The following is a 25,669-nucleotide window of genomic DNA, read 5'->3' as shown; positions in this document are numbered from 1 at the left end:
CAGCTTGAGAATGTCAGATTTCCCTTTAGATGAAAAGGCCACAAAAATACAAGTGCATACAAACGAGGCACTATCTCCGCTTGCATTGAAGAATGGAAATTTTCCGAGCCATTCTTTATAACATTTCTCTTAAAACTCTTCTCAGCAATTTTCTTGAGGCATTTCGCGGAATTTGCTCAACAAAATATACTTTTTTAGGCAATTTATAGTTAGCAAGCTTCCCTTTGCAATATTCCTTTACCTCTTCTTCAGTCAAATCTGCTTTCGTCAAGACAAAAGCCACCGGTACTTGACCCCATTTCGGATCAGCAACACCAATCACACCTGCATCCTCTATTTGTGGATGAGATGTAATAACCCCTTCTATTTCCGCAGGATAGATATTTTCCCCACCAGAAATAATAAGATCGGAGCGGCGATCCTGCACGAAAAGAAAGCCGTCCTTATCCAAATAACCGATATCACCCGTTTTAAACCAACCATCTAGAAAATATTTCTCATGCTCGTGTTCACGATGCAAGTATCCCTTTGTGACATTAGGACCTTTGACGATTATTTCGCCAGATTGATAAGCACCTGCCTCACTGCCATCTGCAGCAATTATTTTCAATTGTGACGGAAACAGCGGTTTTCCAGCAGAACCTAATTTCTCAATGCTGTACTCCGGAGCCAGTGTGACAATTTGAGAAGAAGTTTCGGTCATACCATACGTTTGATAGATGGGAATATTGCGTTCAACACATTGTTCAAGCACTGAGAGCGGAGCAGGTCCACCTCCTAAAAGCATGCACCGAAACGTTGTGGGCAGTTTTTCCTCCCCTAAGGAATCAAGTAATCTTATCATCATCGTCGTAACGACAGACATAATCGTTACCTTCTCATCCTTAATCACTTTTATTACTTTATCCGGTTGAAAGGTGTCATGAAGAACGAGTTTCATCCCATAGATCAGACTTCTCATTAAGATCGAATAGCCGCTAATATGAAATAAAGGAACCGCACAAAGCCAACTATCCTCCTCATGAATACCTAAATTAAGAGCAGAGCCCGTCGCACTCCACCAATGATTGCCATAAGTTTGCAAGACGCCCTTTGGGTTTCCTGTTGTACCAGAGGTATACATAACTGTACATACCGCTTGCAATTCAATTTCTTCCAAAATGACCGGCTCTTCAAACGGGACGGCATCGATTGTCTCTTTCCAAACAAGCGTCAGTCTATCTAGTTGACTCGAAACCACGCTAATTTTTTCAACAAAGTCTCTTTCTGTGATAAGGAGACCAGTCTTTGAGTCACTGAGCTGCCACAAAAGTTCTTCCGCTGTTAAGCGATTATTTAAAAGAACAGCAACCCCGCCTATTAATTGTAAGGAAACAAGGACTACTGCCGTATCAAGATGGTTCTTCAAAAGACAAGCGACATAATCCCCTTTTTTCACTCCAAGTTTTTGTAAATATCCGGCCTTCCGATAAGACAGTTCGTACAACTGTTTATACGTGTAGTTTTGTCCTTCAAATCGAATCGCTACACGATTCGGCGTCAAAGAGGCTCTTTTTATAATCAGATTCGGTATCATTTGATTGTTCATCTTCTATCACCGCAATTGATAAAAAGTAAACAGCCTGATGACTTCATCAAGCTGTTTCAAAAAAACTTTTCTCGAATCAAGGGAAACGAGGAAATTGACCGAAATCAGGTTTGCGCTTTTCTTTAAAGGAGTCACGGCCTTCCTTCGCTTCGTCCGTTGTGTAATAAAGAAGTGTAGCATCTCCAGCAAACTGTTGCAGACCGGCAAGTCCATCCGTGTCAGCATTCATCGCTGCTTTTAAGAAACGAAGAGCCGTTGGGCTTTTCTCTAGAATTTCTTCACACCATTTAATTGTTTCTTCTTCCACTTGCTCAAGTGGTACAACCGTATTAACAAGGCCCATGTCTAATGCTTCCTGAGCATTGTATTGACGGCATAAATACCAAATTTCGCGTGCCTTTTTATGACCGACAATTCGTGCCAAATAACCGGATCCATACCCAGCATCAAAGCTGCCAACATTCGGCCCTGTTTGACCAAACACGGCATTATCTGCAGCAATGGTCAAGTCACAAACAACATGTAATACATGTCCGCCGCCAATCGCATAGCCCTTAACCATCGCAATTACTGGTTTAGGAATAACACGAATTAAACGTTGTAAATCAAGAACGTTAAGACGAGGAATTTGGTCGTCTCCGACATACCCCCCATGGCCGCGTACCTTTTGGTCCCCACCTGAACAGAACGCCTTATCTCCTGCTCCTGTTAAGACAATCACCCCGACATTTGAATCATCACGAGCATAAGCAAACGCATCAATTAATTCCGATACTGTTTTTGGTGTAAACGCATTATGTACGTGTGGACGATTAATCGTAATTTTCGCGATTCCATTGTATGTTTCATATATGATCTCATCATACTGACGTCCTGCAACCCACTCTACTGACATACAGCAACCTCCGTCATATAAATTTTGTGCTCTGTTCATTTTTGCTTCAGAGCCATGATTTTTAATTTAGGGTGTTTTTCAACTTCCCGTGTTCGACAAATACCCTTCTACTATTGTACCAAATTTTTCAGCATTCTCCACATGAATTGTATGTCCACAGTCTGAAACCGTTATCCATTCAGCATGATTGACGATATTTTGCATCTTTTTTGCAATTTGACAAAATTTCTGATCCAATGCTCCGGTAATGAGCAGCATATCGACTTTAAGCTCAGAAAGCTCCTGCCACCATGATGGCTGTGAACCAATACCCATGCCTTTTAAACTATTAACTAAACCTTGAGTCGAATTGCGCAACCGCTGTTCTCTTATTTGCTTCTGACTCTCATTTGGAAGACGTTTCTGACTCGCAAACAAAGGAATGTTCTCCCAATAATCAACAAAATCAGCCACTCCTTTTTCTTCAATGAAGGCGGCAAGTTTTTTGTCCTGTTCGATTCTTTGTTTTCGTTCAATATCAGACTCCAATCCTGGAGAGGCACTCTCCAGTACCAATTTTCTAACCTTGGTTGGGTATTTAGCTGCAAAGGATAGCGCAAGCCTTCCCCCCATTGAATACCCGACAAAATCAGCTTTTTGAATTTTTAATTTCTCCATTAACAGGAATAAATCATCAACTACTGACAGCATATGATACCGTTCTAGTTCTTCAGGAGAGTCGGATTTGCCATGGCCAATAATGTCGACCATAAATAATTTCGACTGTTTTCCCCATCGCTCTAAAAACGGAGTCCAATTTGAGCTATCACCAGTAAAACCATGAAGAAGAATGACTGGGAATCCATTACCATATGATTCGACATTATAGCGAACGCCGTCTATTACATGTCTCATAACAAGTCACCTTTCAAAAAACGACTTATTTCCCGGGAAACAAAATTCCACAAATCTCGATGTTCTGTTAAATTCGTGTCACGATTTGTCGTCATTTCCATTACTGATAATCCATTATTTTGCATATTTCGCAAGAAAGAGGAAGTAAAATGTTCCCAATCCGAAACAAGCTCATATGAGCCATTGTACATATGAATAACATGTTTGAAATCTAAATCTAATGGAGTTCCAAACAAGCGCTCAAAATTTTTACGGTGATTGGCTTGAGGTAGGAAAGAAAAAATCCCGCCGCCATTATTATTAATCACAATAATTTTCATATTGAGATTATAAAGTTTCGCTGCCATCAACCCATTTAAGTCATGAAAAAAGGTCAAGTCTCCAACAACAAGATATAGTGGGTCAAGAACCGTTGATGCCCCCAAAGCCGTTGAGACCGTCCCATCAATTCCGTTCGCCCCACGATTGGCCATAATTTTAATTGATTTTTTATTAAAATGGAAGAATGAATCTAAATCACGAATTGGCATGCTATTCCCAACAAATAATGTTGCTCCCTCAGGAAGGACTTCTGAAAGCTGATGAAAAAGCTTTGCCTCACTTAACTGAGGAAGCTCTCTAATTCTTAAAAGGTTTTCCTTTGTAAAAACGTTTATCTCTCGCCATTTTAAGAGAAATGTACTTGAATTCTTCTTCCCAACATAATCAGCGATATCATCACAAAAAGCAGATTCACTGCAGTAAATCATTGAAGTTGACAATAAGGAGGGATCTCTATAACCCGATCCGCTATCAATCACCCATTGTTCTGCGTCCTTATTCTCGTTCAAAAATATCGTTAATGCTTTGGAAACAGGCATCGCCCCAAAACGAATAATAATGTCAGGCTTGAGGGCTTTTTTTGCATCCTCGTTTCTTAAAAATGTATCGTATGTATCGATAATATTTATTCCATCATGCTGTCCACTTCGCAATTGTGAAAGCGGATCAGCAATGATTGGAAATTGCAACTGGTCAGCAAAGCGAGTAACCGCTTCAATAAATCGCTTCTCTTCAAGAGAACCACAAACAATGATTCCCTTTTCGTATTTCTTTAACTTCTCACCAAAATGTTCTATGAGTTCCCTTTGCATAGTTGGAATCCCTTGATGAATCGTCACATATCCTTCACCGCGCTTTTCAAGGTGGAAAAGATTTTCCTGTTGTAGGTTCGGCACTAACGGTTCCCTGAATGGAAAATTTAAATGCACCGGACCCGCTGGAGCTAAAGTAGCCGTTGCCGCTGCCCGTGCGCACACGCTTCGAACATAGCTTTGCATTTCCTCTGTCTTTTCTGGGATTGCCATCTCCACAAACCATTTCACGTGCTTGCCATACAAATGGATCTGATCAATGGCTTGCGGTGCCCCAACATCTCTTAGCTCATGAGGACGATCCGCCGTTAAAATGACTAATGGTACACGTGAATAATATGCTTCCACAACTGCAGGGTAGTAGTTTGCAGCAGCTGTTCCAGAGGTGCACAATAACCCTACCGCTTTGCCTGATGCTTTCGCAATCCCAAGGGCAAAGAATGCTGCTGAACGTTCATCTACATTGATATGAACCTGAAGCTCAGGATGCTCAGCCATTACCATTGCCATAGGCGTGGAGCGAGAACCGGGGCTAACAACAACATCTGTTACACCTGCTTGCACCAATTCCGCGACAAAAGCGGCTATATATGATGTTAATGCTTCTTGATTACTCATTTTCTAAACCTCCAAGAGCGGAAAGCATCGGCCGAAACTTAATGTTTGTTTCAGCATATTCACTTTCGGCATCTGAATCCTCAACAATTCCACAACCTGCAAATAGGGAGGCTTCGCTTCCTTGTATAAGGGCAGAACGAAGCGCAACAGCAAATTCACCATTTCCTTGATAATCGAGCCATCCAATCGGAGCACCATAAAAGCCGCGATCCAACGCCTCAATCTTTCTTATTTTTTCCACCGCTTCTCTCTGAGGCAAGCCCCCTAATGCTGGAGTCGGATGCAGCGAATCAACCACCTGCAATAATGTGCTATCCTCTAACGCCTCTCCAACGATGGGTGTATATAAATGTTGAATATCTCTCATTTTTAAAAGAGTCGGCTTTGTAGGAAGTTCAATCTGTTGACATACTTTTTCCATAGCTGCTTTAATCATTTCTACCACATAATGATGCTCAATTAAATTCTTCTCATCGCTTAGCAATGTTTCACCTAAGTGCTCATCCTCTTCTTTCGTCTTCCCCCTTGCAATTGACCCCGCCAAACAAGTAGAAAATAACTGGCCATTATCTTTTTTGACCAATCTTTCAGGAGAAGCACCGATAAAGCAATCACCGTTTGATTCTAATGCAAAAGTAAAACTTGCTCTTTGTTCTTTTAACAGACGTGGAAGAACGAAATCAGCCGCTACTTTATCTTTAAAGAATAATCGTAGTTCTCTTGCAAGGACGACCTTTTTTAGTTGTCCAGCCTTCAAATCCGCAACTAGTTTTTGGACTGAATCCTTCCATTCATCAGGATTGACAACCTCCTCTTTCTTTAAAATCTGTGCCATTTCCAACGCTGCTGAGGAACTAGCAAATGAAAGAATAGTTTGTCTATCACTAAAGACTTTTTTCCAAACTGTCATATCATCATACTGCGTACATACAACATTCGTCGTTAAATATGTCTCTCCGTCTACTAACGTTAATAAAAATTGCGGAAGGTGAAATAAAGAATGGCTATATTGAGACCATAATGAGGTTTTCTCCTTCAGCGGATCGAAAGAAAACCCCCCAAACGCTAACGGACCTGTCCCTCTTTTGCCATCACCATTAAAAACAATCGCTTCCTTTATAAGGTCATCCCACTCTTTTTCCACTGCTTCGAAGCGGTCGGATAATTGCTCATTTTGAATTTGCTTGCAAATTCCCAAACCAATTAAATACGTTTGTTCTTCCGGATCCTTCCAAAAAAAACGTTCACCATAAAATTTGTCTTTTCCAGCAGAAAAAAAAGACAGCGGTTCTATATGTTCGACTTTCTGAACTTCACTTACTAATATGGGGGCCAAACTTTTTTTGGCTTTCTTAATCGCTTGTTCAATCCCTTTTTTTAGTTCCGTTTCAAGTATCGTAACCAAAAAATCCCCTCCAATAAAAAGGCTCTTTATGTACTGTTGCATTCCTATAAGATCATAAAATGAATCATAACAATATGAAATTGCTTTCATAAAAACTGTGTTTAACGACATCCTTGCTTAACTATATCGTTCTAGCTCATTTTTACTGCATCGAAAAAAGCGGGGGTATTCTCACAAAGTGTGAAAATAAGCGGCATCGTCTAACATAGCTTTCATAAAAATAATAACAGTCTTTCCCTGCTTTATCTAGAATACAAACTTATTTTAAAATACACCTCTACCTATTGAAATGTCAATGACAGCAGTCACTTTCTCCCGACTATTTACCTTATTATATTATTGACTTGCTTTTACTATATAATCATAGTATTCACTACTGGTAATTTCGTCCTATAATAACTGTAAAAAGACATTGACACCCTTCCCCTGATTGCCTAAACTTGAATTTGGATGTTATCCAACTTGAAATTGATGTAAGTATTACTAATAATACTTTTATACGATTGTTCAGTCCAATTACGATTCTTTGATTTTTTTAGATGCATGAAAAAGGAGAGGGAGAGACATGCAAACAGAGACAAAGATAAGTTACCCACCTGTGTCTCCAAACAAAAGCTGGAGGGTTTGGTGGAAGCTGACTAGGCCCCATACGTTGACAGCTGCATTCGTTCCCGTTTTACTAGGAACGGCTTTGGCAATCCATGAAACAACGATTCATATGGGATTATTTCTGGCGATGCTTGTAGCCAGCTTACTCATTCAAGCTGCCACAAACATGTTTAATGAGTACTACGATTATAAAAGAGGGCTAGATACAGAAGAATCCGTCGGTATAGGCGGTACCATCGTTCGTGATGGAGTCAAGCCGAAAACAATTATGCAAATTGCATTAAGCCTTTACGGAATCTCTATTTTAATTGGCATCTATATATGCATGAATACATCATGGTGGCTAGCTGCCATTGGATTATTTTGTATGATTATTGGCTACCTTTATACAGGGGGACCACTGCCAATTGCCTATACGCCATTTGGTGAAATTTTCGCCGGCTTCTTTATGGGAATGGGAATTATTTTAATTAGTTTTTATATCCAGGTTGGCACGGTCACAACAGCAAGTGTCTTAATTTCAGTGCCAATTTTTATCCTTGTTGGGGCCATCCTATTAGCCAACAATATCCGGGACCTAGACGGCGACAAAGAATTCGGTCGAAAAACACTTGCGATTTTATTAGGAAGGAAACATGCAATCTTTTTATTAGCTGCCATGTTTACCGTCTCCTACGCTTGGATCTTCGCATTAATGATGATCGGCCATTCTTCCGTGTGGTTAGCTCTCGTCGTTTTAAGTGTTCCAAAAGCTGTAAAAGCAACAAAAGGATTTATCGGTAAAACTTTACCGATTCAGATGATGCCCGCAATGCAATCCACAGCACAAACGAACACGATCTTTGGGTTTCTATTAACCATTGGACTATTCATTGATTATTTCATCAATTAATAGACAAGGATTTGAGAGGTGTGATTAGACACCTCTCTTTTTTGTCCCCTTTCTCGCTTCCACCATAATCGACAGATTCTCTCATCGAAATTTGACAGGTTACTAAACATTTGTAAAAACAAGGAATAAATTACTACTATTTTATTTTTATTACATATTTTAGTAATTTCATATAGTTCATTCTTTTCATTTTTTGTAAAACTCTTTATATGACTGTAACGTTACATCCAATTTACAGGGGAATTACAGACAAAGGAACTAAAAACGACAGGGAATAAATTACTGATAACCGAAAGGAAGACATTACCAATCTACCGTTTTTGAATTTTCTGACATTTAATCGCTATAATTCGACAGGATTTCTCCTTCTCAGCCTATATAGTAATTTGTAACATTCATGATTTGACATTATGCAAACAAAGTGGAAAGGAGGATCGTACATCTCGCTACACAAAAGCAATTATTCGAGAGGAGGAGCTAGGTTGAAGAGATATTTAAGTATTCTACTCACATTTCTAATGCTTGTGTCTTTAGTAATACCAAGTACAGGTTTCGCTGAAACAAAGGAAGTTAGTCGAGCATTAAAGAACAGTAATCAAATCGCTCAATCGAAAATAAGCACGCACCTCATTGAAGAATTTACAAAGAACAAAGGGAAAATAACATTTTTAGTAAAATTCAAAGAAAAAGCAGATGTACAAAAAGTTGCTAAAAACGCAGCTAGCACGGCAAAAAAGAATGGATTATCATCAACAAACATTGAATATGCACAACGATCAGCTGTTGTTTCCGAACTTAAATATACTGCATTAACCACACAAGATAATGTGAAGCAATTCCTCGATAAACAATTAGAAGAAGGCGCTGTCAGTAACTATGAATCGTTTTATATCGTCAATGCCATTGCCGTTACTGGAACAAAAGAAGTCGCTGAAAAAATTGCTCATTTTCAAGAAGTTGAAAAATTACTTCCCAACGAAGAAAGAAAATTGATTGAAGCGACCGTTGATAAAAAAGCTGAACCTGTTCAATCCAAGGTTCAAAATATCGAATGGAACGTCGAGAGAGTCGGCGCACCTGATGTTTGGAACCTTGGAATCGACGGATCTGGAATCGTTGTCGGCGCAATCGATACAGGTTCACAATGGGACCATCCAGCATTAAAGGAAAAATATAGAGGGTACAATGCCGCCACAGGTGAAGTAGACCACACGTATAGCTTCTTTGATGCGGTAAACGGACGGGCTGCTGCATACGATGATCATGGTCACGGTACTCATGTTACCGGTACGATGGTCGGAAGCGAGCCAAATGGGGCAAATCAAATTGGGGTTGCTCCAGGAGCAAAGTTTATTCATGCTAAAGCCTTAAACGCTGCTGGAGGTGGGACAGATGCTCAGCTTATCGCAGCTGGTCAATGGATGCTAGCTCCTGGTGGAGATATCACGAAAGCTCCAGATGTTGTCAATAACTCTTGGGGTGGTGGTAGAGGATTAGATGAATGGTATCGCGATATTGTAAGAGCATGGCGGGCTGCTGACATCTTCCCAGAATTCTCTGCAGGAAATACAACATTAACGAATCCAGGAGGCCCGGGATCTGTTGCAGTACCTGCTAACTACCCTGAATCATTTGCTACTGGGGCAACTGATTCAAACAATAATTTAGCAAGCTTTTCATTACGAGGCCCTTCTCCATACAATGAAATCAAACCGGAAATTTCAGCTCCTGGTGTCAACATACGTTCATCTGTACCAGGAAGTGGCTATGAAGGAGGATGGAATGGAACATCGATGGCTGGTCCGGCTGTTGCCGGCGTTGTCGCCTTATTATTACAGGCAAATTCCAGTTTATCTGTTGATGAACTTGAAGAATTGCTACTCGATACAGCAACACCTCTAACCAATAGCCAGTATCCAGAGTCCCCGAATAATGGATTTGGCCATGGTCTAGTCAATGCTTTTGATGCAGTTTCATCGATAATTGAGGGATTAGGGACGATTGAAGGCTCTGTAACGATGGAAGGAGAAGATACAGAGGCACCTGTCTTTGAACATACTCCTTCCGAGGAAGTTTACTCAAAAATGGATTTAGACCTAACCGTTTTGGCAAGTGACAATATTAGTGTTACTTCTGTCACTGTTGATTATGTTAATTCAGAAGGAAAGGAAGGCTCAGTTCAAGCTAAAAGAACATCCGGTGACTTCCGGTCCGGTTCCTTTGTTGCCACTATTCCAGGAGAAGATGTGGTAGAAGGAACACTCAGCTATACGGTAACAGTGAACGATTTTGGAAATAATTCTGTAACCAGTGAACAATACGAAACAAATGTCATAGGTGGAATCACTATCGGATATTCAACAGATTTTGAATCAGAGCCCGCTGGTTGGACTAGTTATGGAGAAAACAATTCTTGGGCTCGTGGCATCCCTACTTCCGGTCCTGGTGGAGCAGTTTCAGGTGAATACGTATATGCCACTAATCCTGAAGGAACCTATAACAACAATGAAAATTCAACATTGCTGATGCCGCCGATTGATTTACCTGAAGGCAATGCCTATCTGCAGTTCGAGCATTGGTACAACATTGAGAACAATTGGGACTTCGCACACGTCTTTATCTCAACTGATATGCAACAATGGACACAAGCGCTACGTCTAACGAATATTCAAAACGCATGGTCCCCAGTTGAAATAGATTTATCCCAATATGCTGGTGATAGAGTCTACGTTGCCTTTAATCTAGATACAGACAGCAGTGTAGTCAGAGATGGCTGGTATATTGATGATGTAGCCTTATCCAATACATCCATCAATATAAAGAAGCCTGCTGGCAGCATTACAATACCAAAAGAAACAGCGAAGGATACAACAAAAGGAAAAAATGCTGAAAAGGTGGACCCAAATAAAATTCGTCCAAATCTATCTAAAAACGATCAAGTAGAATTAATTGAAAAGGAACTTTCAAATCTGCCTGTTAGTGCAAGAGTATCTGTATTAGAAAATGGCAGATCTGTAGGAACAAACCCAGCAGATGGGAGCTTTTCTTTCATTCATCCAGCCGGTAATTTTACATTGGTTGCTGAATCATATGGTTTCCGTTCAGAAGAACAAGCTGTAACCGTTGAAGCCGATCGAGTTTCAACTGCTAATTTTGTGCTTGAGGAACTGCCAAAAGCAACAATTAGCGGAACCATTACAAGTGCCAATTCTGGAGAAGCAGTCGAAGGTGCAACCCTCTTACTTGTGGAGGATGCCAATATAACGCCAGTACAAACAGATGCTGACGGAAACTATAGCTTAACTGCTTATGAAGGCACGTATACGTTAAAAGTTGCTGCACGAGGATTTATTGGAACAGAATTAGAAGTGAGCTTTGATGAAAATAAAGAGGTAAATATCGAACTTGAGCCTCTATTCACTTATCCTGGCGGAGAAATTGGCTACGATGATGGCACTCCAGAAAATGCTCGTGCCTATTACGATGCGGGGAATAAATGGGGTGTCCGCATGTCCCTGCCAGAAGATAAAGAAGAGGCGATTGTAACAGATGGTGTTTTCCAATTCCATGGAACGGATTGGCCATCTCCTGGAGCTACTGAGTTTGCCGTTGAAGTTTGGGATGCTACAGGTCCCGACGGCCTACCTGGCAAGAAATTAGCAGGTCCTGTTGAAGCAGAAGCGATTCGCGATTTAAACCAATGGACTATTGTAGATCTTCGTGACGAAAATATCCAGGTTTCGGGTGATTTCTACATGGTATACGTCCAAACTGGAGCGAATCCCAATACTCCTGGCCTGGCTACCGATGAAAACGGACCAAACGCAGGGAGAAGTTTCCAATCAGTTGCTGGCACTTGGTCCCCATCCCCTTCTAGTGAAGGAAATTATATGATTCGCGCTCGAGTGGATTATGAGGTTCAAGCTGTTCAAATCACCTCCCCTTCCAATGGCTACATGACAAATGAACCAGCGATCGAAGTCGAAGGGAAAGCATCACCTACAACAACCATTTCTTTGCTGAATAACGGTGAGGAAGTTGAAGAAGTAACAGTTGGAGAAGATGGTACATTTAAAATTCCAGTTACTTTAAGCGAAGGTGAAAATGAACTACAAGCAGTCAATTATTTAAATGGAGAACGAGCAAATGAATCTGAAACTGTCACCGTCATTCTCGATACAGAAGCACCTCAACTAACGATCACAAGCCCAACAAACGGGGAAAAGATCAATCGCGAAACCGTTACAGTTGAAGGCGAAGTAGTCGACTCCCATTTAGATTATGTCGAAGTAAATGGGCAAAAAGCTACTGTTACTGACGGCCGTTACGCAAAACGAATTTTATTAGAGGAAGGCTCGAACAATATCGAAGTGAAGGCCGTCGACTTAGCAGGAAATTCTGAATCTAAATCAATTACTGTTGAAGTCGATTATAGCGCACCAACGATTGCGAACTTAACTCCTACAAAGGATCGGGATGTCTCAGTTGGTCAGACAGTCGTCATTGAGTTTGATAGCGAACCGAATTTAAAAGCAAGGTTCTCCATCTTAATGCCATTGACCGATATTGGTGATGTCCAAAATGCAACCGAATTGCCGATGATGGAAACGGACGATGGACATTATGTTGGCTATTGGACGGTTCCAAATAATATCGAGGGCAAGGGAGCTGTAATCGAAGTGAATGTCACAGACAGCTTTGGCAATATAACTCGCGCTAAAGCGAAAGGAAAATTAAATATCGTCAAAAAAGGAAATAGCAACGGAAGCGTAAATGGGAAAAATTAATTCTTGATGCTCGATCGAATTTGGAGAGGTCTTTCAGCGATGAAAGACTTCTCCTTATTTCATTTCTATTCAGCTGTAGAAGGATACAATTCTCTCAAAAATTCAACTGATGCGGCAATTAACTCCTTTAGAACCTCCTCATCAATATCTGCCACTTTATTAATATAAACACACGCCTTGCCTGTCGTGTGTTTTCCAAATCTCTTAAGTAACTCATCTCTTTTTGACTCGCCCGGCGCAAAATATAAACTAATTTTCGCTTTACGTGGAGAAAAGCCCACCAAGGGAGCATCACCTTCATGCCCGGAAGCATATTTATAATGATACTTGCCAAATCCAATCATACTTGGTCCCCACATTTTCGCTTTATAACCTGTTACATCTGAAAAAATATCCAGTAATCGATATGCGTCCTCTCTTTTTTTCGGACTCTCCACATTTTCAATAAACTCTAGAACACTTTGATTATTTTCTTTTGTTTTTAGTTCATACATCGTCTGAGCGCTCCTTAAAGTATGACTTGTACTTTCCATTCTATTCTATTTTATGAAAGGAAGGCAATTTTAATATTGCCACTTTAATTAAATAACAAGCGTTGTTTCGGACTATAACAATAAAGGATTATAATTGCTAAAAATGAGGAGAAGATTCAATGGTAATATTGTTTATTATTAGTGAATGAGCATAATAATCCGATTTTCAAGGCAAAAAAAGCTGATATCAAAAAGTCCTTTTGGTACTGCACCCCAGAGGTTAGATTATTAACTCTAACTTCTGGGGTGCAGTACCTTTTAACAACCTTTTGACACAGCTTCTTTTCCCTATTTCACAATCGCAACAAATTTTTCTGCTTCTCTCGTTACTGCCTCGTAATCTCCTATGCTCGCCCCTTTTGTTAAGCTTGAGCCTGTTCCGATTGCATAAGAACCACTTTTGATCCATTCATTTGCATTTTCTACCGTGACACCGCCGCTAGGCATGAAGTTCCCATGTGGAAGCGGTCCCTTAAAATCTTTAATGATACTTGGTCCGAAAGCTCCTCCTGGAAAGACCTTAATGACATCTGCTCCCAGTTCCAATGCCGATAATGCTTCCGTCGGAGTCATCACACCCGGCATTACAGTAACTCGGTATCGATGACACATCGTAATGACTTCAGGTGAAAGATTTGGACCAACAATAAATTTAGCTCCTGCTAAAATGGCAAGGCGTGCTGTTTCAGAGTCTAACACTGTTCCGGCACCAACAATGACATCCTCTCCAGCGTACTTTTCCGATAATTTTTTGATAAGCTCCAACGCCCCTGGAACGGTCATCGTTAACTCTAAAAATTTAATGCCTCCTTGGTAAATAGCTTCACTGATAAGGAATCCTTGTTCTTCATTTGGCGCACGAATGACTGCGATAACTTTTTCCTCTTTCATCTTTGCCAAAACTTCAATTTTATCCATGAATGTTCATCCCTTATGTTTATTTAAAATTGGCTAGAATATTTTCTACTGCCATTAAGCTCATTTTATTAACCGCATCCACACTTGAAGCGGCCGCATGCGCTCCTAAAATTATATTTTCCAATTCAAGCAGTTCTATTTTTTCAGGTGGTTCCTTCTTGAAAACATCAAGTCCAGCTCCCCAAATTCGCTTATTTTTTAAAGCATCATAAAGCGCGTCTTCATCAATAAGTTCTCCGCGAGCTGTGTTGATCAGCACAGCCGTTTCCTTCATCATGCTAAATTCCTTCTCACTGAGTAAATCAGTTGTTTCCCGTGTTGCAGGCAAATGCAGGGTAATAAAATCGCTCTCTTTAAGAAGCGTTTCAAATTCAACATAGGTTGCATCGTACTCTTGTGCAAATTCATCGTCTGGATAAACATCGTAAGCAAGAATTTTCATCTCAAAGCCACACGCTCTTTTAATGACACCCCTTCCAATCGCACCTGTACCGATGACACCAAGTGTTTTTCCGTGTACACCGATACTTGCTTTTTTGCCCCAATTCAATGCACGGCATGATTTATCTATTTCCACTACTCTTCTCGCAATCGCTAACATAAGGGCGAACGTAAAATCTGCAACTGAATCAGAATTTGCATTGCGGGTAACGGTTACTGGAATGTTATGCCCCTTGCAAAACTCAATGTCAATATTATCTGTACCTACGCCGTACTTTGAAATCACTTTTAAGTTTTTGGCGCACGAAAGCACCTCCCCATTCAAAGGATCAATACCAACAATAACTGCATCGACATCAGCGATTTCCTTTTTCATTTCCTCTTCGGTCAAAATCCTTCCATATGGATTTTCGACAACTTCATAACCATTCGCAATTAAAATCCTTTTCGCTTCATCACTGTGCTTTCCAAATGAGCGTGGAGTGATTAATACTTTAGGCATCCGTTCCCCTCCTCTCTCAATTTGTTTTTGAAGAACATGATGTTAAACGGAAGTACTTTTCGACAGCAGCTAACGTTTCAAACGTTTTCGGTGAGAATCTGTCGATCACTTCCGATTCCTTTACAAAATCCGGTACAAAAAATGCTTGGACTCCTGCCTTATAAGCTGCCTCGATTCCCGCAGGTGAATCCTCAAGTACGATGGCGGCCTTCGGATTCACTTTTGCCCGAGTGCAAACTTCGAGAAATATATCCGGACTTGGTTTACCTCGTGCCACTTCCTCTCCAGAAACATATAAATCAATAAATGGGAGTGTATGCGAAATCGTTAGAAATCTATTGATTACCTCAACCGAACTGGATGATGCTACCGCAATCTTTATACCTTTGGATCTCAAAAATTGAAGCAACTCGTCCAACCCTTCTTTTTTAAAGCGAGGCCCTTTAATAAACGAATGTTCTAATTCATACTTTTGAAAACGCATATATGCTCGCCATTCCTGCACAGGTTGATCTGGATAATACTCAGCCATTTTACGAATAATATCTTGATTAGTAATCCCAATAAACTGCTCAAATAGCGCTCTTTCAAATGGGAAGCCATAATAGTGAGAGGTCATCTGCCACGCTTCATAGGCCAATTTTTCCGTATCAAACATTAAGCCATCCATATCAAAAATAACTAAAGATGGAAGTTCCAAGCTGATTCTCCTTTCGTTTGAATAGATGTTTACTCAGTACTTTCCTATGATAAATTACCTCGAAACAATTCAGTATTTACCACGTTATCCGGCTGCTCTTTTTGAATGACCCTTTCAACATCAGAAACTACTTTCTCACCCATTCCTCTCAAACATTCCATTGTATATGCCGAAGTGTGGGGCGTTACAAGAACATTGTCATATTTAAAAAATGGATGAGTATTATCAACTGGTTCCCCTTCTAAAACGTCTGTTGCCAGTCCAGCGATTTTACCGCTCTCCAACGCACGCAACACAGCATCCTGCTCCCATAATTCTCCACGTGCTGTATTAGTGATGTATACGCCTTTTTTCATTAAGGCAAACTCTCGATCAGAGAGAAGATGATAGCTTTTCTGATCAACATATGCATTTAATGAAATAATATCGGACTGAATTAATAACTCCTCTAATGCAACAGCTTCCGCTCCCTTTTGCTCTAACTGCTCTATTGTTTGATAAGGATCGTAAGCAAGTAATCTAGCATTAAATCCATATTTAAAAATCTCACCAACCCGACTTCCTATATTTCCTAATCCTATAATACCAACCGTTTTATCAGTGATTTGCCGTCCGACAAACTGAGCCCGCTCAACCCACCGTCCTTCTTTTGCTGCTGTCGCGGCTGAAACTGTCTTCCTTACCACTGCCAACAAGTTCGTAACGGCATTTTCAGCTACTGCATCTCTTTCTACTAAAGCGGACACAACTGTCACAATTGTACCCTTTTCTGTCGCTGCTTTAATGTCTATATTGTTATAACCAATGCCATGCCGTGAAATAATCCACGTTTCGTCTTTATGCTCAAAAAATTCTCTCGTAAAAAAAGGAGTGACACTAGAAATAATGATATTAAAGCCATGTAATTTTTCAGCTAATTCTTTCCCCGGAATATCTATATGAAAGGTAAATCTTTCAACTTCCCCAAGTGTTTTAAGACGCTCTAGTTGCCCAGGGCACTTTTCTCCAAAACTACTTGAATTGACAATTGCAATTTTATTTCCCATTGCTTTTATCCCTTTCTACTTCTATCAAACTGAAGAAATATCTTATTTTGTAGAGCAAGGCACTAACTAAGGTGAATTTGAATTTCATCGTTATTTTTTAATCGCTTTTAATCCTTCAGCTAAAGAAACTCTTTTACTATCTGGTACAGTTTGAAAAAAAACTTCAATCCCTCTATCATCTAGACTCTTTAAACATTCAACATCATCATTCGTTAAAGCGACGGTTGGGATCACAAATTGGGCATCTCCTTTTTTAGAAACTCCCCCTATATTAAGCCTAGTAACGGGAAGCCCGCTTTCAACAGCTTCTTTCACACTGGCAATATGTTTAAATAATAGAACAACGCTGTCATTTCCAAATTGATCACGATTCCATTTCTCCACAACCTCTTTATTGCTGTATACTTGAATCTTCAGCCCAGATGACGAATTCGTATTAATATAAATATCTTTCATAAATTCATCTGCTGCTGTTTCATCATCAATAACATAAAGCGCATTCGTACCCAAACCTTTTGACCATTTTGTCATGACTTGTCCATGAATTAAGCGCTCGTCAACCCTTACCAAGTTAATTTTCCCCATACAGACCTCCCTTTCGACACTAAAAATTTACTTCTTTATAAAGTTCCGATTCAAATGATAGATTCCAGCAACACTTGTCCCTCTCACCGTTTCGATTAATTTTGTTGTATCTTCTTCTGATTGAAACAAAGTCAATAATTCAATTAACATGGGCATATTGACTCCAGTTAATATATGCAACTCAAACTTGCTCAGCAGAGATAACGATACATTTGACGGACTTCCCCCCAACAAATCGACAAGGATGACTGTTTCTAATCCCTTTTTTTCATTCTCCACTACAATCTTACTAGCTTCTTCACGCAAATCATCTACTGATGCACTTGGTTTAAGAGCTAATGCACATAAATTTTCCTGCGGTCCCATAATCATTTCCGCACTTTTTATGAGCTCCTTGCCGAACTCCCCATGCGTAATCACTAAAATCGCACGCTTTGCCATATTCCCGCTCCTTTATTCTGTAGGAAACTTAACAAAAGTAAGTCGCCCACGTCAGATCATTAAATCTCCATTACAGTTTTAAAAACAAAAGCTTATAAAATCCGAAGCGCACCAAGGACAATTAATGTACCAGTTAGCCATAATAGCCCTCTTGTAATATTGAATCCTTTCTTATCAAAGTATAAATAAACACCCAATACGGTTAATAACGGCAATAAACCTGGTAAAATCGAGTCCAAAATATCCTGCAGAACGAATTCCTTTTCAGATAGTGTAAAAGAGAGTGAACTACTCACTTTTACATACGATCCGGCCAAGATCCCCATCATGAATAATCCAAGCACAGATAATGCATCAATCATCGTTTTAATTCGGCTTCCAGCTAAAATTTCTTTTGCGGCATTGCGACCTAAGCCGTAGCCCATTCTAACAAAATAGTAGCCGTACAAATATGTGACGAGCGTGAAGCAAATGAACGGAAACAATGCACCAATTGGACTGCCTGCCATTGCCCATGGCAAAGCTATGGCAATAAAAATATATTGAACGGTACCAGAGTCAATTGCATCTCCAATACCAGCTAAAGCTCCCATCAATCCTACTTTTGTATTGTTAATCATGTCAGGGCTTGGCGCTTCATCTTCCTTCCCTTCAGCAAATGCTTTTGCACGGGATTCTTCAAGAGATGCTGTAATGCCAGTCAGCGTCCCTCCACCCCAAATCGCTTGCGTATTAAAGAATAATAAATGTCTTTGGTACGCCTCGCTTAAATCCTTTTTATCTTTATATAATTTCTTTAAAATTGGCATCATCCCAAATAAAAACGATGGCGCGACCATTCTGTCAAATGTATGAGGAATTTCATTTGCCCACCACCATCGTGACCAAGCTTTAAGCAAATCTTTCTTGGTGATTGGCTCTGGATAATTCTCCGGAGTTTGCCTCTTTTCTTCCGCATTCATCTGTCATCCCACCTTTAAAGTTTTTACGCCGGTTCCTTTTTTCTTGTGAATAACACATATAGACCAGCTAAAATGGCTCCGAAAATCGCATAAGTTACCGTGTTGATTTCCAGCCCTTTTAAAGCAACACTCATAAAATAGGCAAGGAAGAAAAACAAAAGTAATTCCTTTTTGCCAATTACGTGCATAATAACAGCAATTCCAAGAGCCGCAAGACCACCGCCAACCACTTCTAAAACGTGAATAACCGGACCATCGCTAATAGAATTAACAAAATCAGCAACAACTGGTGCTCCAAAGTAAAGAGCCACAAACACTAATGGAACATAAAGAATAAAGCTTATTACAATTGGAATAATGATTACGGAAGTAAAAATTCCTCTGTCATTGACTTCTGCTGCATACTTGTCCAATATGCGTAATGCAAACGTATTTAAAAAGAAGCGAAATTGATAAGCATAGCTGCCTAAAATTCCAACTGGCACAGCAATCGCCACTGCCTTTTCTGGAGTGAAGTCACCTAGTACAGCGACAGTTACAGCAATAGCTGCGGCAATCGCAGGTTCACTCGGTAAAGCTCCACCTGGCGCTACCGCTCCCATATAAACCAATTGAATAGCTGCTGTAATAATCATTGCTTCTGTTATATGTCCTGTCACTATCCCCACAACCAGACCTGTCATTAATGGGCTAAAGCGCAAAGTTAAGGTAGCATAGCCAATCCCACGGGACATAACAATCGCTACCCAAATGGCTATTATTAGTGCTTGACCAACGGAAAGTGTTGCCATTTGTTTAATCACTCCCTCGTATAATTAAAATGTTAGTTATTTCACAAACTACTGCAATACTCTCCTCCCTCCATTAAAATAGAAGTGAAACCATCATATTTATACTAAATTACTTCTTTACCACACTGTGTCCCCCAAATTCATTTCGCAGGGCGGCGACCACTTTTGCTGAGAAGCTATCTTCTTCTAAAGAACGATTTCTCATCATAAGCGACAAGGCAATAACCGGTACAGGAACTTCTAACTCAAAGGCTGTTTCTACCGTCCATTTTGCCTCGCCTGACGATGCCACCATTCCACGAATATGTTCAAGTTCAGCATTTTTTTTGAAGGCAGATTCAGTCAGTTCCATTAGCCAGCTGCGAATGACGGAACCATTGTTCCAAACTGAAGCCACTTCTGCCAAATCAAAATCATAGCGACTTTGATTCAGCACTTGAAAGCCCTCGCCAATCGCTTGCATAAAACCGTATTCAATTCCGTTATGAACCATTTTTAAGAAATGGCCACTCCCAGATTCCCCCGCATATAAGCAACCTCCTTGAATGGAAATTGCTTTAAATATTGGTTCCAGCCGTTCAAAAACGTCGCGCCTGCCTCCGATCATTAAACAGGCTCCTCCATTGGCACCAGCGATGCCTCCGGATGTTCCAACGTCTAAAAAATCAATTCCCTTTTCATCAGCCTGGGCTGCACGCCGGACGGAGTCCTTATAATGCGAATTTCCTCCATCAATCACGATGTCATCCGCTTTCATTTTTTGGAGGAGTCCATCTATCACCATTTCGCTTGATTTCCCTGCAGGTACCATGACCCATACCACTCTTGGATGTGGCAAACTAGCCAGCATTTGCTCGATGCTATCCACAATATGCAGACCTTTATCTTTTGCTGCTAGTCTCACTTCGCTAGATCGATCAAAACCATAGACAGAATGGCCATTGTTTGCTAAGTTTAACGCAAGGTTATATCCCATTTTCCCTAAACCAATCATACCAATTTGCATCAAATCACTCCTTGTTTAAAACAAGTTGTTTATCATTGCTCACTTTGAGCACAGTAAAATAGGCAGGTGGCAAGCCTGCGATCATTGGGGCAGTCAAATGGCATTATTTTTTAATCTTTTTGTAGCGTCTCTCAAAATACCTTAAAGTGGATCGAGTAATACAGATTGCCCCAACAACATTTGTTACAACACACCAAGAACATCGAAAGAACAGCGTAACTCCTAGTCGCCTTATGCTGCAATGTAAAGCTAATAGCAGCAAAATAAATAGACAATTTATCCGAATGGCTTTGAAGCTTTTGTTTCATACCATGAATGGAACAGAGTTGCTATCCGTTTCCCCCTGTTCATCTGACAGCGGGACACTCTAATAAACCTGTGTGGAGCAGTCGGTATATGAAACCCCTCTCTGAATTTAAAACAGTATAAGTATGAGTGAGCAAAGCTCCTTTTGTTTGTGATACTGATATGAAGGTGCAACCAAATAAACACGCATATACGTGTAAATAAAATCAAACCAATGTAGACATACGTATGCCTTTTTCAAGCTGAATCAAAACAGCATGCAAGAAGCTCTTCTTAAGAAAACACATTATTCATAGCACTTTAACTTGGGTGTCAAACAAATAAAATTAAGAATACTCAAAAATTCATTTCACAAAAAATATTTGCAGCTATTTAGCACCGGTGGACAAATATCATTTGCTAATTAAAATTATACACGTTTTTGCGTGCGAGTCAACAAAAATAATCGAATTTTCGTATATAAACACGTATTTTCGTACGAAGGGAGAAAAAATTGATGAAAAACATCGAAAATATTGGAGAACGAATTAAATTTTTAAGAGAAAAACATGGATTATCTCAGGCTGCTTTTGCAAAAAGAATTGGTGTGTCCGCTGGAAATGTCGGAGACTGGGAAAGCGAGAAAAAGAAATCTTTACCTGGCGCCAAAGCCATTTATGCTATTGCCAAGGAATTTGAAGTAACGGCAGATTGGCTGCTAGATGGAGAGGAATACATAGTGGATTCAACGTTTAATAGTGGAAATATCGTGATCCAGGATGGTAAACCAGCAATCAGTCCCTCCAAAAATACAGGATCCACTAACGACACAGATTCGAATGAAATAGTGAATCTAACGGCAGAAGCAAAAGAGTTAATTACGATTTTTAACAGCTTAAATAAACGTGACGCCGCTGAATTATTAATGATTGCACGGATGAAAAAAGAGCTCGGTAACCGATGAAAGAAGGGCGCTAATGATGAAGATGTATCTTACCATTAGCGCCCTTTTATCCCCTTCTCTATCCCTTAATCTAAAGTACGAGTGATAGTGTTATGTCGTTACTCTAATCTTATTAGATTCTCGTCAGAATCGGGAGTTTATATGCTTTGTCCTTAAAACTATTTTTAAATCCCAATAAATATTTCAGAGCCAAAAAAAGCGTATCATTAGTATAGTACGATAAAAAAAACTGCTGACCTAATGTCAACAGCTTTTTTTATGACCCGTACGGGATTCGAACCCGTGTTACCGCCGTGAAAGGGCGGTGTCTTAACCACTTGACCAACGGGCCAGAAATGGCGGAGAAGGAGGGATTTGAACCCTCGCGCCGGTTACCCGACCTACACCCTTAGCAGGGGCGCCTCTTCAGCCACTTGAGTACTTCTCCATATGGCTCCGCGGGTAGGATTCGAACCTACGACCGATCGGTTAACAGCCGATTGCTCTACCACTGAGCTACCGCGGAAAATTATTAATTTATTCCTCTAGCTTGATAACTTTCCGATTGTCCTCATCTCAGAAAGACGATCCAAGTAGCAACTCGATGAGTACAACTCGCAGCATATTCATGATGCTTTACTCGTTGCTCTACCACTGAGCTACCGCGGAATACGATGCGTTCTAGCTTCCATAAATTAAAAAAGCAAAGATGGTGGGCCTAAATGGACTTGAACCATCGACCTCACGCTTATCAGGCGTGCGCTCTAACCAGCTGAGCTATAGGCCCATTTTGGAGCGGGTGATGGGAATCGAACCCACGACAACAGCTTGGAAGGCTGTGGTTTTACCATTAAACTACACCCGCATTTTTATTGAATTATACTAGATTTTATCTTCCCTTATTTTGGCCTTCTTTCATGCCTCTAACTCTTCTTGCTTTTTCAGGATGTCATATCGTCGAGGCAACTCGTTGATAAATCATTGAAGCTTTGCTCGTGGCTGTGGTTTTACCATTAAACTACACCCGCATAGTGAAAGTTTTTTTACTACACTATGCTTCGTAAAAAAACTTTGATGGCTCAGGACGGAATCGAACCGCCGACACAAGGATTTTCAGTCCTTTGCTCTACCGACTGAGCTACTGAGCCGTAATAATATTAAATTCCTATAACACATTTTCCGAATGTCCTTCGCCCTCATCTCAGAAAGTTGATTCAAGATGATGCTCGATGAGTGCGCTGGATGCTTATCCTTGCCGCTTATTCATCGTGCTCTACCGACTGAGCTACTGAGCCATCATATGTAAGTAAATGGCGGTCCGGACGGGACTCGAACCCGCGACCTCCTGCGTGACAGGCAGGCATTCTAACCAACTGAACTACCGGACCAAAGTAGTTTCAACTTTATTGAAACTACTCGATTGCGGAGGCAGGATTTGAACCTGCGACCTTCGGGTTATGAGCCCGACGAGCTACCAGACTGCTCCACCCCGCGATAATAGTATATATCTAGATAAGCGCATGCTACTAGATAGCTTAATGACTGTCCCGATTTCAGTATGCTTACTCGAGGAAGAACTTCAATCGGTACAACTCGCAGTTTACTCAGTGAAGTAACGCTTGTTGCTCCACCCTGCGCTAATAGTAAAATTGGTGATATGGCGGAGGAAGAGGGATTCGAACCCCCGCGCGGTTTAACCCGCCTGTCGGTTTTCAAGACCGATCCCTTCAGCCAGACTTGGGTATTCCTCCGAAATATTATAGGTTGTTTTGCTTATGCAAAAAATAGTGGTGGACCTTGTAGGACTCGAACCTACGACCGGACGGTTATGAGCCGTCTGCTCTAACCAGCTGAGCTAAAGGTCCAATAAAGCTTTTGTGGTAAAATATTGGTAGCGGCGGAGGGGATCGAACCCCCGACCTTACGGGTATGAACCGTACGCTCTAGCCAGCTGAGCTACACCGCCAAATATAATATGATAAATACTCACTTTTATTATGAGCCATTATAAGAATGAATATATTCAATTTATTTCGTTGTGTGAATAATTATTGGTGGAGCCTAGCGGGATCGAACCGCTGACCTCCTGCGTGCAAGGCAGGCGCTCTCCCAGCTGAGCTAAGGCCCCATCATTATAGCATAGTGGTCGGGAAGACAGGATTCGAACCTGCGACCCCTTGGTCCCAAACCAAGTGCTCTACCAAGCTGAGCTACTTCCCGTTACATGGCGCGCCCGAGAGGAGTCGAACCCCTAACCTTTTGATCCGTAGTCAAACGCTCTATCCAATTGAGCTACGGGCGCAATATAACAGTCATTTCCACTACTGTGAAAAAACTTTAATGCCGAGGACCGGAATCGAACCGGTACGGTAGTCACCTACCGCAGGATTTTAAGTCCTGTGCGTCTGCCAGTTCCGCCACCCCGGCTAATAAATGGAGCGGAAGACGGGATTCGAACCCGCGACCCCCACCTTGGCAAGGTGGTGTTCTACCACTGAACTACTTCCGCAAAATTAATCGATTAAAAAAGCAGATATATTATTTTTTCTTGGTGCGGGTGAAGGGAGTCGAACCCCCACGCCTTGCGGCGCTAGATCCTAAGTCTAGTGCGTCTGCCAATTCCGCCACACCCGCATGTTAAAATCATAAGTTCTTTTTACTGACGTATATTAAAGAAAGATATTTTTTCCCTACATCGTAAGAACTTTGGTGAGCCATGAAGGACTCGAACCTTCGACCCTCTGATTAAAAGTCAGATGCTCTACCGACTGAGCTAATGGCTCTGAAGTAAATATGCGCTGCTATCAAATTTTCAACTTTGAGATAAAAAGCATCTACGATGTCCCCACCTCAGAAAGTTAACTCAAGCAGCAGCTCGATGGGTACAACTCGCAGCAAATTCATAGATGAATTGCTCGTTGCTCTACCGACTGAGCTAATGGCTCTAAATCTAAAATGGTGCCGGCCAGAGGACTCGAACCCCCAACCTACTGATTACAAGTCAGTTGCTCTACCAATTGAGCTAGGCCGGCATATATGTTAAGACAGAAAATGAAAAGGTACATTATTTTCGCTAACGCGAAAAAATGTTGGTGGAGGATGACGGGATCGAACCGCCGACCCCCTGCTTGTAAGGCAGGTGCTCTCCCAGCTGAGCTAATCCTCCGAAATAGCAATTTATTATTAAACAGCCCGGCAACGTCCTACTCTCACAAGGGGACAGCCCCTAACTACCATCGGCGCTGAGAAGCTTAACTTCCGTGTTCGGTATGGGAACGGGTGTGACCTTCTCGCTATCGCCACCGGACCTATTTAAATTATCAAGACAAATTCTATTATAATGGTTTTAACTTTTTTTTCAAGTAGAAATTCAAAAGAATTTTCCTTCATAACTAATTGTTAAAAATAATTAAAACTTCCTTATAATAAACTTTTTATGTAACATGAGAACATAACAACATGAAAATCTATTGTACCCTCAAAACTAGATAATGGATGAAGAAGAAAAAGACCGAGTAACCTATTTGGTTAAGTCCTCGAACGATTAGTATCAGTCAGCTCCACATGTCACCACGCTTCCACCTCTGACCTATCAACCTGATCATCTTTCAGGGTTCTTACTAGCTTGCGCTATGGGAAATCTCATCTTGAGGGGGGCTTCATGCTTAGATGCTTTCAGCACTTATCCCTTCCGC

Annotated in this window: 18 protein-coding genes, 20 tRNA genes and 2 rRNA genes; 3 read left to right on the top strand and 37 right to left on the bottom strand. The window is 40.9% G+C overall.

The window, feature by feature from the left end; translation table 11 throughout:
• Window positions 1-115 precede the first annotated feature (115 nt).
• From FCJ93_RS22495 to FCJ93_RS22475, 5 genes are all read right to left on the bottom strand, one after another.
• A complete protein-coding gene (locus tag FCJ93_RS22495) occupies window positions 116-1,588 on the bottom strand; it encodes an o-succinylbenzoate--CoA ligase (protein ID WP_095312648.1) in 1,473 nt (490 codons plus the stop codon).
• Window positions 1,589-1,664: 76 nt separating this feature from the next.
• Window positions 1,665-2,483 (bottom strand): 1,4-dihydroxy-2-naphthoyl-CoA synthase, encoded by an 819-nt coding sequence (menB, locus tag FCJ93_RS22490; protein WP_095312641.1) that lies wholly within the window; start codon window positions 2,481-2,483, stop codon window positions 1,665-1,667.
• Window positions 2,484-2,561: 78 nt separating this feature from the next.
• A complete protein-coding gene (gene menH, locus FCJ93_RS22485; RefSeq protein ID WP_095312612.1) occupies window positions 2,562-3,377 on the bottom strand; it encodes a 2-succinyl-6-hydroxy-2,4-cyclohexadiene-1-carboxylate synthase in 816 nt (271 codons plus the stop codon).
• A complete protein-coding gene (gene menD / locus FCJ93_RS22480) occupies window positions 3,374-5,128 on the bottom strand; it encodes a 2-succinyl-5-enolpyruvyl-6-hydroxy-3-cyclohexene-1-carboxylic-acid synthase (protein ID WP_095312609.1) in 1,755 nt (584 codons plus the stop codon). The genes menH and menD overlap by 4 nt, the downstream gene beginning before the upstream one ends.
• Window positions 5,121-6,533, bottom strand: coding sequence for an isochorismate synthase (locus FCJ93_RS22475; RefSeq protein ID WP_235879572.1), 1,413 nt, complete (start codon window positions 6,531-6,533; stop codon window positions 5,121-5,123). The genes menD and FCJ93_RS22475 overlap by 8 nt, the downstream gene beginning before the upstream one ends.
• Window positions 6,534-7,098: 565 nt before the next feature.
• Here FCJ93_RS22475 and FCJ93_RS22470 point away from each other — a divergent pair.
• Entirely contained in the window at window positions 7,099-8,034 is a 936-nt protein-coding gene (locus FCJ93_RS22470; protein WP_095312606.1) for a 1,4-dihydroxy-2-naphthoate polyprenyltransferase, read from the top strand.
• A gap of 518 nt (window positions 8,035-8,552) precedes the next feature.
• A complete protein-coding gene (locus tag FCJ93_RS22465) occupies window positions 8,553-12,821 on the top strand; it encodes a S8 family serine peptidase (protein ID WP_137744760.1) in 4,269 nt (1,422 codons plus the stop codon).
• A 65-nt stretch (window positions 12,822-12,886) separates the two neighbouring features.
• Here FCJ93_RS22465 and FCJ93_RS22460 read toward each other — a convergent pair whose 3' ends face one another.
• The 10 genes from FCJ93_RS22460 to gnd form a co-directional block, all read right to left on the bottom strand.
• Window positions 12,887-13,315, bottom strand: coding sequence for a DUF1801 domain-containing protein (locus FCJ93_RS22460; RefSeq protein WP_095312600.1), 429 nt, complete (start codon window positions 13,313-13,315; stop codon window positions 12,887-12,889).
• 327 nt (window positions 13,316-13,642) lie between these two features.
• On the bottom strand, window positions 13,643-14,272 hold the full coding sequence (locus FCJ93_RS22455; protein ID WP_095312597.1) for a bifunctional 2-keto-4-hydroxyglutarate aldolase/2-keto-3-deoxy-6-phosphogluconate aldolase: 630 nt from the start codon (window positions 14,270-14,272) through the stop codon (window positions 13,643-13,645).
• Between the two features lie 19 nt (window positions 14,273-14,291).
• Window positions 14,292-15,215 carry a phosphoglycerate dehydrogenase gene (locus tag FCJ93_RS22450; RefSeq protein ID WP_095312594.1) on the bottom strand — a complete coding sequence of 308 codons (924 nt, stop codon included), beginning with the start codon at window positions 15,213-15,215 and terminating at the stop codon, window positions 14,292-14,294.
• A 16-nt stretch (window positions 15,216-15,231) separates the two neighbouring features.
• Window positions 15,232-15,915: an HAD family hydrolase gene (locus FCJ93_RS22445; protein ID WP_095312592.1), complete on the bottom strand. Its 684-nt coding sequence runs from the start codon at window positions 15,913-15,915 to the stop codon at window positions 15,232-15,234.
• A gap of 44 nt (window positions 15,916-15,959) precedes the next feature.
• A complete protein-coding gene (locus FCJ93_RS22440; RefSeq protein WP_095312589.1) occupies window positions 15,960-16,961 on the bottom strand; it encodes a D-isomer specific 2-hydroxyacid dehydrogenase family protein in 1,002 nt (333 codons plus the stop codon).
• Window positions 16,962-17,051: 90 nt separating this feature from the next.
• The gene (locus FCJ93_RS22435; RefSeq protein ID WP_095312587.1) at window positions 17,052-17,546 is read right to left on the bottom strand and encodes a PTS system mannose/fructose/N-acetylgalactosamine-transporter subunit IIB; all 495 of its coding nucleotides are present in this window, start codon (window positions 17,544-17,546) and stop codon (window positions 17,052-17,054) included.
• 27 nt (window positions 17,547-17,573) lie between these two features.
• Entirely contained in the window at window positions 17,574-17,987 is a 414-nt protein-coding gene (locus FCJ93_RS22430) for a PTS sugar transporter subunit IIA (RefSeq protein ID WP_095312584.1), read from the bottom strand.
• A 92-nt stretch (window positions 17,988-18,079) separates the two neighbouring features.
• The gene (locus FCJ93_RS22425; protein ID WP_137744756.1) at window positions 18,080-18,949 is read right to left on the bottom strand and encodes a PTS system mannose/fructose/sorbose family transporter subunit IID; all 870 of its coding nucleotides are present in this window, start codon (window positions 18,947-18,949) and stop codon (window positions 18,080-18,082) included.
• 23 nt (window positions 18,950-18,972) lie between these two features.
• On the bottom strand, window positions 18,973-19,740 hold the full coding sequence (locus tag FCJ93_RS22420) for a PTS mannose/fructose/sorbose/N-acetylgalactosamine transporter subunit IIC (RefSeq protein WP_095312579.1): 768 nt from the start codon (window positions 19,738-19,740) through the stop codon (window positions 18,973-18,975).
• Window positions 19,741-19,849: 109 nt separating this feature from the next.
• Window positions 19,850-20,746, bottom strand: coding sequence for a phosphogluconate dehydrogenase (NAD(+)-dependent, decarboxylating) (gnd, locus tag FCJ93_RS22415; protein ID WP_137744755.1), 897 nt, complete (start codon window positions 20,744-20,746; stop codon window positions 19,850-19,852).
• Between the two features lie 802 nt (window positions 20,747-21,548).
• Between gnd and FCJ93_RS22410 the strand changes: the two genes are divergently transcribed.
• Complete coding sequence (locus tag FCJ93_RS22410) at window positions 21,549-21,995, top strand: helix-turn-helix domain-containing protein (RefSeq protein ID WP_137744754.1); 447 nt, start codon at window positions 21,549-21,551, stop codon at window positions 21,993-21,995.
• Window positions 21,996-22,254: 259 nt separating this feature from the next.
• Here FCJ93_RS22410 and FCJ93_RS22405 read toward each other — a convergent pair.
• The 22 genes from FCJ93_RS22405 to FCJ93_RS22300 all read right to left on the bottom strand — a co-directional run.
• Window positions 22,255-22,326 (bottom strand) — tRNA-Glu (locus FCJ93_RS22405).
• Between the two features lie 5 nt (window positions 22,327-22,331).
• Window positions 22,332-22,422, bottom strand: a tRNA-Ser gene (locus tag FCJ93_RS22400).
• 3 nt (window positions 22,423-22,425) lie between these two features.
• Window positions 22,426-22,500, bottom strand: a tRNA-Asn gene (locus FCJ93_RS22395).
• Between the two features lie 184 nt (window positions 22,501-22,684).
• Window positions 22,685-22,761, bottom strand: a tRNA-Ile gene (locus tag FCJ93_RS22390).
• A gap of 4 nt (window positions 22,762-22,765) precedes the next feature.
• Window positions 22,766-22,839, bottom strand: a tRNA-Gly gene (locus FCJ93_RS22385).
• A 210-nt stretch (window positions 22,840-23,049) separates the two neighbouring features.
• A tRNA-Phe gene (locus FCJ93_RS22380) sits at window positions 23,050-23,122 on the bottom strand.
• A gap of 163 nt (window positions 23,123-23,285) precedes the next feature.
• A tRNA-Asp gene (locus FCJ93_RS22375) sits at window positions 23,286-23,362 on the bottom strand.
• A 32-nt stretch (window positions 23,363-23,394) separates the two neighbouring features.
• A tRNA-Met gene (locus tag FCJ93_RS22370) sits at window positions 23,395-23,468 on the bottom strand.
• Between the two features lie 164 nt (window positions 23,469-23,632).
• A tRNA-Ser gene (locus tag FCJ93_RS22365) sits at window positions 23,633-23,725 on the bottom strand.
• Between the two features lie 37 nt (window positions 23,726-23,762).
• Window positions 23,763-23,839: transfer RNA gene (locus FCJ93_RS22360), tRNA-Ile, on the bottom strand.
• Between the two features lie 24 nt (window positions 23,840-23,863).
• A tRNA-Met gene (locus FCJ93_RS22355) sits at window positions 23,864-23,940 on the bottom strand.
• Between the two features lie 86 nt (window positions 23,941-24,026).
• A tRNA-Ala gene (locus FCJ93_RS22350) sits at window positions 24,027-24,102 on the bottom strand.
• Window positions 24,103-24,117: 15 nt separating this feature from the next.
• A tRNA-Pro gene (locus FCJ93_RS22345) sits at window positions 24,118-24,194 on the bottom strand.
• A 5-nt stretch (window positions 24,195-24,199) separates the two neighbouring features.
• A tRNA-Arg gene (locus FCJ93_RS22340) sits at window positions 24,200-24,276 on the bottom strand.
• A gap of 39 nt (window positions 24,277-24,315) precedes the next feature.
• Window positions 24,316-24,401 (bottom strand) — tRNA-Leu (locus FCJ93_RS22335).
• A 7-nt stretch (window positions 24,402-24,408) separates the two neighbouring features.
• Window positions 24,409-24,483 (bottom strand) — tRNA-Gly (locus FCJ93_RS22330).
• Between the two features lie 40 nt (window positions 24,484-24,523).
• Window positions 24,524-24,608, bottom strand: a tRNA-Leu gene (locus FCJ93_RS22325).
• Window positions 24,609-24,681: 73 nt separating this feature from the next.
• Window positions 24,682-24,757: transfer RNA gene (locus FCJ93_RS22320), tRNA-Lys, on the bottom strand.
• 173 nt (window positions 24,758-24,930) lie between these two features.
• Window positions 24,931-25,006 (bottom strand) — tRNA-Thr (locus FCJ93_RS22315).
• Between the two features lie 58 nt (window positions 25,007-25,064).
• Window positions 25,065-25,140, bottom strand: a tRNA-Val gene (locus FCJ93_RS22310).
• A 24-nt stretch (window positions 25,141-25,164) separates the two neighbouring features.
• A 5S ribosomal RNA gene (gene rrf, locus FCJ93_RS22305) occupies window positions 25,165-25,281 on the bottom strand.
• A 217-nt stretch (window positions 25,282-25,498) separates the two neighbouring features.
• A 23S ribosomal RNA gene (locus tag FCJ93_RS22300) occupies window positions 25,499-25,669 on the bottom strand; the annotation flags it as partial.

Origin of the sequence: Robertmurraya siralis, from assembly GCF_005502275.1 — a bacterium.
Taxonomy (GTDB): Bacteria; Bacillota; Bacilli; order Bacillales; family Cytobacillaceae; genus Robertmurraya; species Robertmurraya siralis.
This window is presented reverse-complemented; position numbering and strand designations above follow the sequence as displayed.

Excerpts from the sequence above, each read along its gene's own strand:
- FCJ93_RS22495 (WP_095312648.1), bottom strand. The coding sequence starts at position 1,588 with ATGAACAATCAAATGATACCGAATCTGATTATAAAAAGAGCCTCTTTG.
- menB (WP_095312641.1), bottom strand. The coding sequence starts at position 2,483 with ATGTCAGTAGAGTGGGTTGCAGGACGTCAGTATGATGAGATCATATAT.
- menH (WP_095312612.1), bottom strand. The coding sequence starts at position 3,377 with ATGAGACATGTAATAGACGGCGTTCGCTATAATGTCGAATCATATGGT.
- menD (WP_095312609.1), bottom strand. The coding sequence starts at position 5,128 with ATGAGTAATCAAGAAGCATTAACATCATATATAGCCGCTTTTGTCGCG.
- FCJ93_RS22470 (WP_095312606.1), top strand. The coding sequence starts at position 7,099 with ATGCAAACAGAGACAAAGATAAGTTACCCACCTGTGTCTCCAAACAAA.
- FCJ93_RS22465 (WP_137744760.1), top strand. The coding sequence starts at position 8,553 with ATGCTTGTGTCTTTAGTAATACCAAGTACAGGTTTCGCTGAAACAAAG.
- FCJ93_RS22460 (WP_095312600.1), bottom strand. The coding sequence starts at position 13,315 with ATGTATGAACTAAAAACAAAAGAAAATAATCAAAGTGTTCTAGAGTTT.
- FCJ93_RS22455 (WP_095312597.1), bottom strand. The coding sequence starts at position 14,272 with ATGGATAAAATTGAAGTTTTGGCAAAGATGAAAGAGGAAAAAGTTATC.
- FCJ93_RS22450 (WP_095312594.1), bottom strand. The coding sequence starts at position 15,215 with ATGCCTAAAGTATTAATCACTCCACGCTCATTTGGAAAGCACAGTGAT.
- FCJ93_RS22440 (WP_095312589.1), bottom strand. The coding sequence starts at position 16,961 with ATGGGAAATAAAATTGCAATTGTCAATTCAAGTAGTTTTGGAGAAAAG.
- FCJ93_RS22435 (WP_095312587.1), bottom strand. The coding sequence starts at position 17,546 with ATGGGGAAAATTAACTTGGTAAGGGTTGACGAGCGCTTAATTCATGGA.
- FCJ93_RS22430 (WP_095312584.1), bottom strand. The coding sequence starts at position 17,987 with ATGGCAAAGCGTGCGATTTTAGTGATTACGCATGGGGAGTTCGGCAAG.
- FCJ93_RS22425 (WP_137744756.1), bottom strand. The coding sequence starts at position 18,949 with ATGAATGCGGAAGAAAAGAGGCAAACTCCGGAGAATTATCCAGAGCCA.
- FCJ93_RS22420 (WP_095312579.1), bottom strand. The coding sequence starts at position 19,740 with ATGGCAACACTTTCCGTTGGTCAAGCACTAATAATAGCCATTTGGGTA.
- gnd (WP_137744755.1), bottom strand. The coding sequence starts at position 20,746 with ATGCAAATTGGTATGATTGGTTTAGGGAAAATGGGATATAACCTTGCG.
- FCJ93_RS22410 (WP_137744754.1), top strand. The coding sequence starts at position 21,549 with ATGAAAAACATCGAAAATATTGGAGAACGAATTAAATTTTTAAGAGAA.